Raw genomic sequence first — 14,014 nt, 5'->3', positions numbered from 1 at the left:
CCTCTTTGTTGCTTTTTCCACTATCTCGCCTTTGTCCATCAGTCATGTAGCCCACTACACTCCTTCTTCGCAAAGACAAACTGACGAAAAATGGAAGCAAATATAGTATCAATTCATTCTGAAGACCTACTTAAGACTTTCATGGTGGAAATGCAAGGTCCTTTCTGTCCAACCACAGCGAGACAATCGGTTGTTAATTCACGAGCAAAGTTACACGATATTTCTGAAATCTCCTCTCTTTTTCACGGAAATCATCGACGGCCTCCAAAACTTTTTACGCAGTTGCTCCGGATGATTGACGCTCTTATCCCACCCGCATCTCTTGCAAGGCGCTGATTCTCTATAGGTTTGTTTGGCTCGATTGAGGGAATGTACTGATTTCACACAACGTTTCTTAGGACCATTGATCTCTACCACCTCCAAAGAAACAACAGAAATGCACGAAATCTCCTCCCTGAAATCATTCTTGGACACTTTGTGTCGCCTTATTGGAACTTTCTTTCTATCTTTGCAGGCGCAAATCTCGTGCAGTCGGTCTTTACGGGCTTTTGCCCGCTCGAACTGCTGTTGCAGTGTCTGTGCAAGAAACGGTAGGGCATGCTCCGACGTTCCGAGGGCTACGCTATGGAGGCTTCGAGGCTCCGGTGCTCCGATGTCTTGATGTTACCACGCTTCAGCGTTGCTCTCCCTTCTCCCCTCTTTCATTCTTTTCTACGTCTATGGATAGTTCAAGCATTTGCCGCATCCGCGACACTTATCGTGCCATCATAGCCTTTGAGGCTTATGTCGAAGAACATTATGACCTCAACCTCAACGAGGCGATGCTGCTGTGTGCGCTCTCAGAACGCACACAGATGACAGCGGGCGAAGTGGCGGAGGCTTTGGGATTGACGCACTCCAACACCTCAAAGGTCATCGCCTCGGCCGAACGCCAACGGCTCATCAAGCGCCGCATGGACAAAGACGACAAGCGCCGCATGTTTTTTACACTGACGCCCGGAGGGGAAGAACGGTTGGCTACCCTCAAGTCCGACACGATGGAACTCCCGGAATTGCTCCGATAGCAGGTGGGCAACGTCTTGCCCTCCTCTATGCAATGCGTCACTATGATGTACTCCTGATGAAGCGGTGCAGACCTCTGCAAAGTCCATACGCTCCGTTTTATTTACCTCAGAGATAGTTTTTTCTATCTCTGAGGTAAATTTATTTTTCTCTGAGGTAGATTTTCCTATCTCCTATGTTTTTTAGGCGTGTTCTTGGGGGCAATGAAAGAGGAAGATGATAGGGGCAGAATGCCCGGATGGATGTTGTGAAGTGAATGTTGTGCAAAAGTGGATAAACCACAAGAAAGTAATCCTCTTGCTGAAAAACGGAAAGTGATTTTATAAATCTCTTTGTGATGAAAGCCATCTGTCTGTTACTTGCTTCGACTCCTTTACTTTGAGTTAGAACGAAATGTCAAGACCGGTGTCGATTGTCGTATAATTTTTTCTTATAGGTACAATCGGGTGGGTGTCGTAGATGAGTCTGTAAGAACCGCGTATGCCGATTGTTGGAGTGATGCGATATTTGAGGTCGATGGCTCCGCCAAAACGCGCTTTCTTGAAGTAGCTGTCGGGGGTGGCTTGATGGATGGCGGTTGTTGTCAGTTCCCAGCTTTCTCCCAATCGATGTTTGAAACTAAGTGATAAGTGGCTTTTCACTCTGCGGCTGTCTACGTATTTGCTGGTTAAAGGGGTGGGGGAGGGATTTTCCCATTTTTCATATTCGAAAAACAGACCCGCAGCTGCAAATATTAGGCAATGCTTGCTGTTAATCAGTCGGTAACGCGATTGCAAGCCCGTAGAAATCTTATAGGCCATACCTCTACTCTCTGCCCATTGAGATTCAGCATAAGGATAGATTTCAAAAGCGTGGTCGAGTAGATAACGATATTCGGTGTGGACATGGCCTCCGCTCACGGTTACTTTTTTGCCATAGGTTGAAAATTCCAGTTTGTTGATTAGATTGATGACTCTATTGCGCCCTATTAACAGGTTGAGATTAGCCGTATTCTTGAGGGTAAGCACATTTTCTTTTTCTGTCTTGAAATCCAATACGGGTGAAATCGTTCCTTGTATCGTTTTGGTGCTGTCGATGTTCATCGTAAGATTTTCTGAAAACAGCATTTGTGAATACATGGGAGCCGGTATCAATAAAATCAGCAGTATATAAAGTAGTCTTTTCATGTTGCTTTGTCGGTTAAGTGGGTGATTTAATTGTAGAATGTTCTCTATTTTCACACTATCTTTGTCTCCCTTTTGTTCATCAGTCGTGTAGCCCGCTACACTCTTTTTTCGCAAAAACAAGCAGACAAAAATGGAAACAAATCTGGTATCAATTAATTCTGAATACCTACTTCGGAAATGTACATGGCCATGACAGTTGCAGTAGCCATCCAACCGAGGATAGATACAAAATGTTCTTGATTCATTTTCTTGTCAAATGTCAAATTGAGGGTTTACATTTTTAGAGGTTGAAACAGAAGATTTTCCAATTTCTCCTATCTATGAAAGGGTATATCAGTAGGAGTGAAAATGCGCTGCAAAGATAGTGAAAATATTTTTTTGACAATATTCGTTGTGCGAAAAAACTGTGTTTTTTTCTCGATCTCTTTGTAATCTGCTTTTCATTTGTATATGTATTTCTATGTATATGTTCTGAAGATGGCTATAAATAAAAAGATTTATTTGTTTCTGTGTATAGGTATTTCTACAAAATGATGTGTGGTTTTCCTTCTGCTTACTTTTCTCGTGAATTTGTCCGTTTAACCAGCCTTTATTTTTGTGTTATTTACAACTTTAAAAACTTCCCCTTTCTTTATTTTGGGATTAACCTTTTTTGATTATTTTTCCTGTTGGGAGAGTGGAGGAATTTTTCGGGAATACGTCTATGGAAATGTTTCCCTCTGGATTTTGTAAACAGTAGGCTTCATTTCGGTTGTGAAAATACAATCCCGCTTTTCAAAATAGCACGTCATTTTCTTATTTTATGCAAGCGAAAGTTGCATAAATGTGTAGGTGTATATTATATGATTTTGATCATTAAAGACGGCTTTTTCTTGTGTATTTTTGTCTAATTGCAAGGTCTGCTTTTGAAAATCATTCTTTTTGACGGTATTTTATTGTATTCTTCTTGCACTGTAAAAGTGTTTTTTGTCTTTTTATTTGCAGTTTCTTTCCCTAAACCTATCTTATGATAACTTTTTTAGAGGGGAGTTGAAAAAAACGTTGATTTTTTGTTTGCGGACATCGGAATTTGCATTAAATTTGCGGTGTCGTATTCTGTGGATAGGGTACGAAAATCTCTTTGCAACTTAGCAATAAAAAGAAAATAAATAACATTCAATTAAAAGATGCGTATGAATAACCGCTTTTGCAGAATGGGTAAAGCTGTCCTTGGAGCTTGCCTTTTGCTCTCGATGAGTGGTCTGGCGTACTCTTGCTCCGATGATTATGATTTGGACGACAAGAAGCCTAACTTCTTGGGTGGTAGTATTTACGACGAACTGAAATCGTTGGGGAACTTTAAGACTACTATTCGCTTAATCGACGACTTGAACTACACGGATGTGATGTCCAAGACGGGTAGTAAGACACTTTTTGTCGCAAATGATGAGGCTTATGATGCTTTCTTCAAGAACAATCCTTGGGGAGTGAAAAGCTACGAAGGACTCACGATGGCGCAAAAGCGGATCCTTTTTAATGGTGCTCAGTTGAACAATGCCTATGTGGTGGAAATGATGTCCAACTGCGAAAACGGTGAGAAAAATCTGTGCCTGCGACAGGTTTCTTCTGCTGCCGCTACCGATTCTGTGCCTTTCTGGCGCTGGGACCAGTTGCCGGTCAATTATAATGAAGACAAAAAGGAGGCAAAGTACTGGAAACGCCATGCTGATCCTAATAAGAAGGGCATATATATGGCCAATGATGCCACCATGCCCATGCTTACGCACTTCTTGGAAGGGCAAATGAATGAAAAAGGTATCAAGCATAGTGACGTTTCGTTCATTCTCTTCGGTAATAATACGTGGCCGGAGGATGAAAATCGTTCTTATATCTACGATGCGCGTGTTGCGAAGCAAGACGTGGTGTGCTTGAATGGTTATTTTCATGTGTTAGATAAGGTGATGGTGCCTCCCGGCAATATGGCCGAAGTGATTCGTACCAATGAAGATACGCAGATTTTCAGCCATATTCTCGACCGCTTCAGCGCACCTTATTATAATGCCACCCTCACGGAAAACTTTAAGGCGCTCTACAATGTAAATGTCGACTCTGTTTTTGAAAAGCGTTATTTTGCTGTCAATACGCGTAGCGGACGTTTCAATGTAGATCCGGAGAATTTGGTCAACAACGATATGCCGTTGCTCAATTTCGATCCCGGTTGGAACGCTTATCGTTCTTCTGATACTGAACAGAAAGAGAAAGATATGGGAGCGATGTTCGTTCCCAATGATGAGGCTTTGGCTAAGTACTTCCTCCCCGGAGGAGGTGGTCGCGTCTTGATTGAACGCTATGCCACTAAGCCCAATACACGTGAAAATCTGATTTATAACCTCGACCAAATTCCTCTCGATGTTATTCAAGCGTTGGTTAACAACTTGATGAAGAGTTCGTTTAATGAGTCTGTGCCTTCTAAGTATTTGACCATCATGAACGACGCTCGCGACCAGATGTTTACCGCGAAAGATTATCCCACAGAAGAATCTTATAAGAGCAACTTTACCAAGAGTCTGCTTGCTAATAACGGCGTGGTCTATGTGATGAACAAGGTGATTACTCCTGCCGACTACGCTTCTGTCATCGCTCCTGCACTTTATAATGAAGATGCCGAAGTGATGCGCACCGTTGTGCGCGCTGACGACTCCTTTATTCAGGGTAATAGTTATAACAACGCCCCCTTAAAGCAGTACTTCTCTACCTATCTCAAGGCCATGCAGAGCAATTTCTCGTTCTTCATTCCTTCCGATAAGGGTTTTGCTGAATATGGTTATGTGGACCCGGCCTCGTTGGCAACAGGCAATGCCAACCGCTATTTGGTGTACAAGTGGATTCCTGCTTCTGTCGGTTCCGGCAAGGGGGGAAAGCGTATCGGTGTCTTTGCCCAAGCCTATAAGTATGACCTCGCAACGGGTAAGGCTGTTGGTAATATTGATAACCAAAAGAGCTCGAAAGCAGAGCAACTCTTAGACTTACCCGCAGGCCGAGTGAAGCAACAACTTCTTGTGGAAATGGTGAACCAACATATCATTGTTCACAATGAGAATGAGGCCAATGGGGTGAAGAGCAATCAAAAATACTTCCTCTCTCGTGTCGGTGCTCCGGTGGTCATCAAGAGCAGCAATCGTGGCGTGGGCATGGAAGTGAGCGGTGGTTTCCAAGAACAATTCTCAGCAACCCCTTGTAAGGTGCTGGAGGAATTTGACCAAACCGCAGCGACCAATGGTTATGGTAATGGTATGGTGTACTTGTTGGATCGTCCTCTCCAGTCTACCACCAACAGTACTTATCACACCATCGCCAGCAATGCGAACTATTCGAAATTCCTCTCGCTCTGTGAAGGAGTTTCTGATGCGTTGCTTGAAAAAGCCGGTTTCAAGGATTCTATCTTGGCCGCAGGAGGCGAAGCTAAAACCATTGCCGCAGAATGGGACAAGGTCGCTGCGAAGTACTATGTGTTCCTGCGTGGTGAAAAGGCTGCCATCAAGTATAATGCTGCGAAAAACGACAAGCTGGTACGCTTCTTTAACAACTACCGCTACACTGTGTATGTACCCACCAATACTGCAGTTGATGCGGAACTGGCAAAGGGGTTGAAAACTTGGGACGAAATTGATGCCTATCTCACAGCCAACTTACAGACTGTGCCTGTATTGGCCGCAGATAAGAGCAATCAAGCCGCAGTTGACGCTGCCAAAGCTGCCAATAGCGCAGTTAAGGTCAAGGCACAAGCTATGATTACTACGCTTGTGAACTTCTTGAAGTATCACTTCCAAGACGAAACGCTCTTTGTGGACAATGTCCCCACCCGTACCGCAGAATACATGACATCTTGTGTAGATGAAGAGAAGAAAGTCTATTTGGGATTGAAAGTGAAGCAGTCGAGCAATAGCTTGAAAATCACTGACCTTGCGGGCAATGAGGTAGAAGTGGACAATAGTCACTGCAATATGCTGGTGCGTGATGCCAACCATAACTCTTTGGATGCGCCCACTTATATTCAAAGCAGCTCTTATGCTGTCGTGCATCAAATCAACAAAGCCTTGGTTTTCGACAAATCACTCTCCAGCAGTTATACGAGAGCTTGGGCGTCTCCCAAGAAAGCGAAAGCTTTTGTAGCCAAATTCAGAATCAAAGAATAATTTCTAAGCCATTATGAATAACTTAAAATACATTTTGACGCTTCTGCTCGTATTTTGCAGCTCTGTTGTTTTGGCTCAACAAAAGCGCATTTCGGGACATGTATTCAGTAAAATAGATGGTCCGGTGGCTATGGCCAATGTGGTAGAGAAGGATAAATCCAATCGTGTTATTTCTGCAACCCAGACCGACATGAGTGGTAACTTCTCCATGACTATTAAGAATCCCGCTAACCGATTGGAAATCTCCTACATCGGTTATGGCACCCAATCAATGGCGATTGGCGGACAGTCTTCTTTCCGAGTGGAAATGAAAGAGCGCAGCATGAATGAAGCCATTGTTAAGACAACCCGTAAGGTGCGTTCCAATGGTTTGGTCATTCCTGAACGTGAAATCTCAACTGCAACGCAGACCCTCAATATGGATAACATGGAAGGCCTTGCTTTTGAAACGGCCGGTGAGGCTTTGCAAGGACAGATTGCCGGTTTGGACATTGTAGCCAATTCTGGTAACCTCGGTTCGGGTACCTCGATGCGTTTGCGCGGTGTCAGCTCCATCAATGGCTCTCAAGAACCACTCATTGTACGTGATGGTTATATCCTTGAGAACTTTGACAAGTCTGATCTCGATTATAGCAATACTGAAAATACGGAGCAGTTTGCAACGCTTCTCCAAATCAGCCCCGAAGACATCGCAAGCATTAAAGTGCTTAAAGATGCTGCTGCGACAGCCATTTGGGGTGCTCGTGGTGCCAATGGTGTGATTGAAATTACAACACGTCGCGGTAAGCGTGGTAAGACGCGTGTCAATTTCAGTTATAGTTTCTCGGGCTCCTGGCAGCCTGAGGGTATGCGTATGCTCAATGGTAATCAGTATTCTATGATGCTGAAAGAAGCCTACTTCAACCCCAAACAGAGTGATAACGCTTCGAGTATTGTGGAGTTGATGTATCTTCCCAGTTATCCTGCCTACTATTATAACTATAATAAAAATACCGATTGGGTCAAAGAGGTGAAACAATTTGGCCAGACTCACAAGTATGGCGTAAACCTTTCGGGTGGTGGTGAAAAAGCCTCTTTCCGCATTTCGGGTAACTATGACCATGAAGTGGGAACCATTATCAAGCAGAGCTTGGATCGTTTTACCTCCTCATTGGCTTTGGACTACTACGTGTCAGACCGCATCAAGTTTACTTCAAACTTCTCGCTCACTTACACGAAGAACAATAAGAACTACGGCAACAACATCTTGGGTAAAGCCTATCGTGCAATGCCCAATATGTCTGTAACTCGCTGGGAGTATGACCAAGCCACTGGTCGGTATTACGACACGGGAGAATACTACCTTATGCCTCCTGCCGCTTCTGACGCTTATAAGAATGTGATGATTGCCAATAACTCAAATCTCACTTCTTATTATTTGAAGGATATGGTGGATAACGGAAACCCCGTGGCCATCGCCAACCGTGCTTGGGAACGTGAGAGCACCTATACAATCAACCCTCAGTTTAGCGTAGAGTATAAGTTCTTAGGTAAGGACGATGCGGAAACACAATTGAACTATAAGGGGGATGTGAACCTCTATGCTTTCACACGTACGAACTCTTCTTATTTCCCTCATGAGTTGACCTCTAACTCTTGGAACCAAGGTGTGGATCAGACGAAAACGGATGATTTCAAAAACTTCTCCTTTACGACCCGCCACGAACTTGTTTTCCGTCCACATTTTGAAAATGAGAATCACTCTCTTCAAATGTTGGGACGCTTTGAAACCAGAGTCACCAACTCAACTTCACAAGGTCTGTCTTCCAGCGGTATTTCCGGGGGAATCACTGATCCCACTGTGCCGGGCTATCTCTCAGGTACTTACACCTCTACTTCAAGAGGACGTAGTTTGAGTGGAACAGGTAGTCTTCACTACAGCTATGGCTCGAAGTATAGTTTTGACTTCACTTTCCGTGCCGATGGTATGACCAAGTTCGGTTCGGGTAATAAGTGGGGCTTCTTCCCTGGTATTTCTGCACGTTGGAATATCTCTGACGAGAAATTCTTCAAGCCGCTTACCAAGTACATCAATATGCTGGCTGTACGACCGGGTTGGGGTGTGAATGGTAATGCTTCGTTCGGCGAAGGCTTGATTTACAACCAGTATAAATCTTATGGATACTATGCCGGTGTTCAGGGTATTGCTCCCAGCAACTTACGTCTGACAAAAATCCGTTGGGAAAAGACCAAATCTTGGAACGTCGGTTTTGACCTTCATCTCTTGGAAGAACTGTTCCAGTTTGATTTTAATGTCTATAAGAAGTACACTACCGACCTGATGATGTCCGGAGTGAGAGTACCCTCTTCAACTGGATTCTCCAGCATAGGTAATGCCAATGTCGGTGCGATGGAAAACCAAGGTTGGGAGCTTTTCTTCAACACTAAACCCATCTTCCGTGTTGGAAAGTTCAGCACGGTGCTTCGTGCTAACTTGTCGCAAACTCTGAACACCATCACCGAAATGGATGCCAGTGTATTGGCTTCTATCAATAAGGAGTTTGGCTATGAAAATGAAAAATATCTAAGTCGTGTTCAAATCGGACATGCATTGGGCGGCATCTATGGATTCCGCTATAAAGGAGTGTATGCCTACGACTATGACCACTCAGGCTATTTCCAAAACCCTGAAAAGAATAAGTATTATATGGCTGAGAAGGATGCCAACGGCAACCGCTTGGTCAACACTGCTGCTGCTACAGGAAAGACAGCGCCGATTGTTAGAGATGCACAGGGTAATGTGGTCTACGACAAAGCCGGTAATCCTCTTCCGATGATGTTTAACTACGGCGGTAAGAACTACCAGTTCCAAGGCGGTGATGTCATTTATGAAGACATCAACCACGATGGACAGATTGACGAATTGGATATTGTCTATTTGGGCTCTTCCAACCCGAAATTCTATGGTGGTTTTGGAGTTGATTTCACTTATGGTCGTTGGACATTGAAGACCAACTTCAACTTCCGTGTCGGCAGTAAGGTGATTAACATCGCAAAGATGCAGGCCGAAAGTATGCGTAACAATAGTAACCAAATGGCGTCGGTAGACTGGCGCTGGAGAAAAAATGGTGATGTTACGCAGATACCTCGTGCCAAAAATGCCGCTGCCGGTGACTCCTTTAATGAGTTGAGTTCTGACCGGTATGTGGAAGATGCAGATTTCGTACGTTTCAACTATCTGCAACTCCGCTACTCGGTCAACCCCAAGGTGCTTAAACGTTACGGATTTAGCACCCTCAGTGTCGGTCTGTCAGGTAATAACTTGATTTTCTGGTCGAAATACTCGGGTGTAGATCCCGAACATAGCGCCGGCGGATTTGAACCTGCTTTCGACAGATCGCAGACACCTCGCTCACGGTCGTTTACGTTTAGTTTGAATTTTGGTTTCTAATTCTCTATTATAAAAGGATTTTAGCCATCCATATGAAAGTTCCTTCATGCTTACAATTCTCGAAACCATGAAAAGAAAATCAATCAATAAGTTTCTTGTAGCAGCTGTTGCATTGGCCACAGGTGTACTCACCTCGTGTGAGGATTACTTGACGCTCTATCCAACAGACTCCATTACAAAGGAATACTTTTGGACCACCAGCAATGACGTCAATAACGTACGTGCTGCTGCCTACTATCAACTGAGCAAAAACACTAATAAGATTGTAGAATGGGGAGAAATCCGCTCCGACAATCTTGTGGTGAATGATATGAAGCAGGCGCAATACCGCTACATGCAGGAAGCGGTGCTTCGACCCACTGATGGTATGTTTAGTTGGGCGGATATGTACACCGGTATCAACTATTGCCATGAAGTCTTGGAAAATGGGCAGCGCATGATAGATCAGAATATCGATCCCTCGTTTACCCAAAGCGATTGGCTGCCTATCAAGGCAGAAATGATTTCGTTACGCGCACTTTACTACTTCTATTTGGTGCGTGCTTTCCGGAATGTTCCTTATGTGGAGCATTCAGTGAGCACGGATGCCGAAGCGATTGCTGCGCGCGACTCTGCCACTGCGGGTGTTGTTATTTTGGATTCTCTCATCAATAGTGTAGAGGCAGTGCTTCCTTATGCAGCTACGAACTATGGTAACTCCATTGAAAATAAAGGACGTTGGACGAATCAGTCCATCCATGCCCTTTTGGCGGATATGTATTTGTGGCGTGCAGGCTTGGTGAGCCATGCTAAAGCCAAAGGATTTCCCGTGAGAAAATCAGACGGAACTATCCTCACAGAGGCTGAAGAAAATGCATTGGCCGGTCAACTTTTGGTGAAGTCGGTGGAACATGCAGATGTCGTTCTTAATAAGATGATGAAAGATTATCAAGAACGCTTAGACTTGGCTTCCGTACCTCAGCAAGATAAACGCCGTGAAGTGTATTACCCATTGATTCCAAATGAAGATTTGGGTTTGACTATGATTGATATACCTTATAGCTTTGTTCTTGGATCAAGAAACTCTATTGAGAGTATCTTTGAACTCCAATATGATGGTGTGAATACGTACAATGGAACTTTCCCTGATTTATTCTATGGTAATGCTGACGGTGGTTTCAAGGCTGGTAAGCTGACGGCAAACCCATTATTATTTAATGCCGCCCAAAAGGTTGATCCCGTGAAGGGTTATGGCCGAACAGATTTCCGCTTTTTGTCCTATGGCTTGTATGAGCAGGATGCTAAAAGTTCGGTTAATCCTATTATCAAGTCGGTAAACACACGCACCCTCATCTTCGACCCAACTAACGTGTTGAAGGGGGGAACTGTTAGCTTCGTCAATAGTAAGTCGAGTAATGCAAGTTGGCAGGTTTATCGTTTGGCCGACATTATGATGATTAAGGCAGAAGCCATTGCGCGTCTGAAGGCAAAACCCTTTGAAAATCCCAATTATGATGTGCGTGTCGCTTTCCGAGCTGCGGACGAGCTCTTCCATCGCAATAATCCTAAATGCGACACCGTCAACAGCACCAACGAAGATCTCTATTGCGTACGTGTTCGTCAAAATAAGATTGACAAAGATTATGCCGATAAAAGCAAAATAATTAAGGAACGATATGGTGCTTACGGCCAAAATGCCCTCTACTTGGTCTACTGTGAGCGCCAACGCGAATTCCTTGGAGAGGGTAAGCGTTGGTTTGACCTTGTTCGTGAATGCGAATTTAAGGGGAGCACTAAAGAAACGCTTTCTGACTGGATGGGTGCTTCTACAAGCGTTCGCAATCGTCTTCGTCACATCATCTCTCTCTATAATCCCATCCATGTCGATGAATTGAAAGCCAATGGTAAAGGCTATGGCAATGGTGATGGGAAGCTGGTACAGAATCCCACTTGGGAACGATATATGCCTAAAATGTAATAACGACTGCAATGAACAGAATTCGTATCTCCATAAAGACACTGCTCGCGAGCAGTTTGGCACTGACTTTCACTTGTGGCTTGCTTCTTGGAACGCAAAGCTGTAGTGAATCCATCAATGAAGGCAACTTTGCCATTGCAAAGGAACAGACCATTCTTGACTTTTTGAGTGCTGACACGGCTCAATATTCGAAGATTAAGTATATCTTCGACAATGTGCGTTTGGGAAGCAAAAAAGAGGCTTCTGTCCTTTCCTCTGTGCTGTCTGCCCGTGGTAACTACACCGTGTTTATTCCCACCAATGCAGCGGTAAACAAATATGTGACATCGCTTTTGGGAGCAGGAAAAGATGTGCAAGACCTCAATGAGGAGCAAAAGAAACTCATAGCCTATAGTTGTATTATCGACAATGGTAACGAATCGGCTTTTGAAAGCCCCGATTTTCCCACCGCTGGCGGTGCTTTCTCTAAAAGTGACTTGAGCGACCGTTCGATTACGTGTGAGGAAAAAACAGATAATTCCTCTACCGGCGGCACCTATTTCCTAATCAATGGAAAGAACAAAGTGCTGAAAACGGACGTGAAGCTGAGCAATGGGTTGCTTCATGTCATGGAATCTGTGATTGCTCCTTCCAATCAGCAGGTGCCCGACTTGATCAAAGAAACCGAAAATATGCGGATTATGGGAGCCCTCTTGGATGCTACCGGTTGGTCAAATAAGCTTTCGGGCATGCACTACGATCTCCAATATGAAAATGAGGAGAGGGAGCAGGTTTGGAATTTGGCACAGGTTTCCCCTTTCAATATTGCTCAACACCGCTATTTGTGCTATACGGGTTTTGTGGAAACAGACGATGTGTTTCAAGCTGCCGGTATTCCTGCCCCTGTGTATGATGCCGCGACGAAAACCGTCACCAACACCGCTGCCATTGTTTCTGCTCTGACTGCGATGTGTGAAGCCGCTTATGGTACAAAAGCACAAGGCGATTTGAAGAACGAAGATAATGCCATCAACCGCTTTGTTGCCTATCACTTCCTCAAAGGAAAGTTGGCGCACAACCAGTTTGTACAACACTTCAACGAATGGGGCTACAAATATGGTGATATGAAAAATCCCCAACACACAACCTATAGTATTGATGTTTGGGACTATTTCGTAACTGTGGGTAGCGACAAAACGCGTAGTTTGATTAAGGTTACCCAAGATGCAGCTGATCGCGGTCTTTACCTCAATCGAGTCTGCACCTACAATGTAGCAGATAATTATAAGCAGACAGGTGTTGTGCAACGTGGTGTCAAGGTACTTCCCACCAATGTGTTGAATGGAAAGACCTATGACAATAATGCGAAGAACGGATACTTCTATCCTATCGACAAAATTCTCATCTTAGACGAAACTGCCAGGAACGCTTTGGGTAACGAACGTATCCGTTTCGACCTGTCTACGATGCTTCCTGAATTGCTCTCTTACGGCTGTCGCACCGAGCGCAAGTACACTTATTTCCCGAAGCTCAACTCACCCCGTGCCGATGGCACTACCGGATATTTCGAAAATATCCTCAACGAGAGCGAAGACACTCGTTTGCTCTATCTCCATGCCGCACACTACGGCGGTACCGGATGGCGCGATTATCAGGGCGATGAATTTATGGTGGCCGGTGTCTATGACTTTGTGCTTCGCCTTCCGCCGGTGCCTCGTGCTGATGTTTATGAAATCCGAATGGGTATGAGTAACAACTCGCTGCGTGGTATGTGTCAGATCTATTTCGGTGAAAATCCACGCAACCTTCTTCCCGAAGGTCTTCCCTTGGATATGCGTCAACCTCAGTCCGACAATGATAACATTGGTTGGTTTGCAGATGGAAAAGACGCTTCCATCAATTCTGAGAATGATAAGAATATGCGTAACCACGGCTATATGAAGTGCCCCCGCATTTTTACGGCCTGTGATGGTAAGGGCGATACCGATTGTCGCAACTATCTTATCGGTCCCTACGCTTGTATTCGTCGCATTGTTACGACCAAGTACATGGAGCCCGGAAAGACTTATTATATGCGCTTCAAGTCTGCTTTGGACAAGAGCGACTCGCAGTTCTTCTCTGACTATTTCGAACTGGTTCCCAAGAGCGTTTTCAACGGTACAGAACCGGAAGACCAATGGTAAAAAACTCTATTTCTCGTTGCTTCTCAACATGGAGAGGCAGTGAGAACAGAGAGAACTTTTCA

The 14,014-nt window shown here is 44.5% G+C and carries 7 protein-coding genes; 6 read left to right on the top strand and 1 reads right to left on the bottom strand.

Annotation, left to right across the window (positions count from 1 at the left end):
- Window positions 1–477 precede the first annotated feature (477 nt).
- Both H8527_RS01310 and H8527_RS01305 read left to right on the top strand, forming a co-directional pair.
- A complete protein-coding gene (locus tag H8527_RS01310; RefSeq protein ID WP_370539211.1) occupies window positions 478–594 on the top strand; it encodes a DUF2892 domain-containing protein in 117 nt (38 codons plus the stop codon).
- Between the two features lie 125 nt (window positions 595–719).
- The gene (locus H8527_RS01305) at window positions 720–1,064 is read left to right on the top strand and encodes a MarR family winged helix-turn-helix transcriptional regulator (RefSeq protein WP_187544961.1); all 345 of its coding nucleotides are present in this window, start codon (window positions 720–722) and stop codon (window positions 1,062–1,064) included.
- Window positions 1,065–1,445: 381 nt separating this feature from the next.
- On the opposite strand, the gene H8527_RS01300 is transcribed toward H8527_RS01305, so the two are convergent.
- Window positions 1,446–2,228: a DUF481 domain-containing protein gene (locus H8527_RS01300; RefSeq protein WP_187544959.1), complete on the bottom strand. Its 783-nt coding sequence runs from the start codon at window positions 2,226–2,228 to the stop codon at window positions 1,446–1,448.
- 1,193 nt (window positions 2,229–3,421) lie between these two features.
- On the opposite strand from H8527_RS01300, the gene H8527_RS01295 reads away from it, so the two are divergent.
- Genes H8527_RS01295 through H8527_RS01280 form a run of 4 tightly spaced genes read left to right on the top strand, consistent with a single transcriptional unit; the run spans window position 3,422 to window position 13,952 of the window.
- Window positions 3,422–6,403: a hypothetical protein gene (locus H8527_RS01295; protein ID WP_187544957.1), complete on the top strand. Its 2,982-nt coding sequence runs from the start codon at window positions 3,422–3,424 to the stop codon at window positions 6,401–6,403.
- A gap of 13 nt (window positions 6,404–6,416) precedes the next feature.
- On the top strand, window positions 6,417–9,833 hold the full coding sequence (locus H8527_RS01290) for a SusC/RagA family TonB-linked outer membrane protein (RefSeq protein WP_187544956.1): 3,417 nt from the start codon (window positions 6,417–6,419) through the stop codon (window positions 9,831–9,833).
- A gap of 46 nt (window positions 9,834–9,879) precedes the next feature.
- Window positions 9,880–11,790, top strand: a complete 1,911-nt coding sequence (locus tag H8527_RS01285; protein ID WP_187544954.1) for a RagB/SusD family nutrient uptake outer membrane protein — start codon at window positions 9,880–9,882, stop codon at window positions 11,788–11,790.
- Between the two features lie 11 nt (window positions 11,791–11,801).
- Window positions 11,802–13,952, top strand: a complete 2,151-nt coding sequence (locus tag H8527_RS01280) for a fasciclin domain-containing protein (protein ID WP_187544953.1) — start codon at window positions 11,802–11,804, stop codon at window positions 13,950–13,952.
- The last annotated feature ends 62 nt before the right edge of the window (window positions 13,953–14,014 follow it).

The sequence above is a fragment of the Alloprevotella sp. Lung230 genome (assembly GCF_014385435.1).
In the GTDB taxonomy this organism is placed as follows: domain Bacteria; phylum Bacteroidota; class Bacteroidia; order Bacteroidales; family Bacteroidaceae; genus Alloprevotella.
The sequence above is the reverse complement of the archived record's forward strand: the minus strand, read 5'-3'. Positions and strand labels throughout refer to the sequence as shown.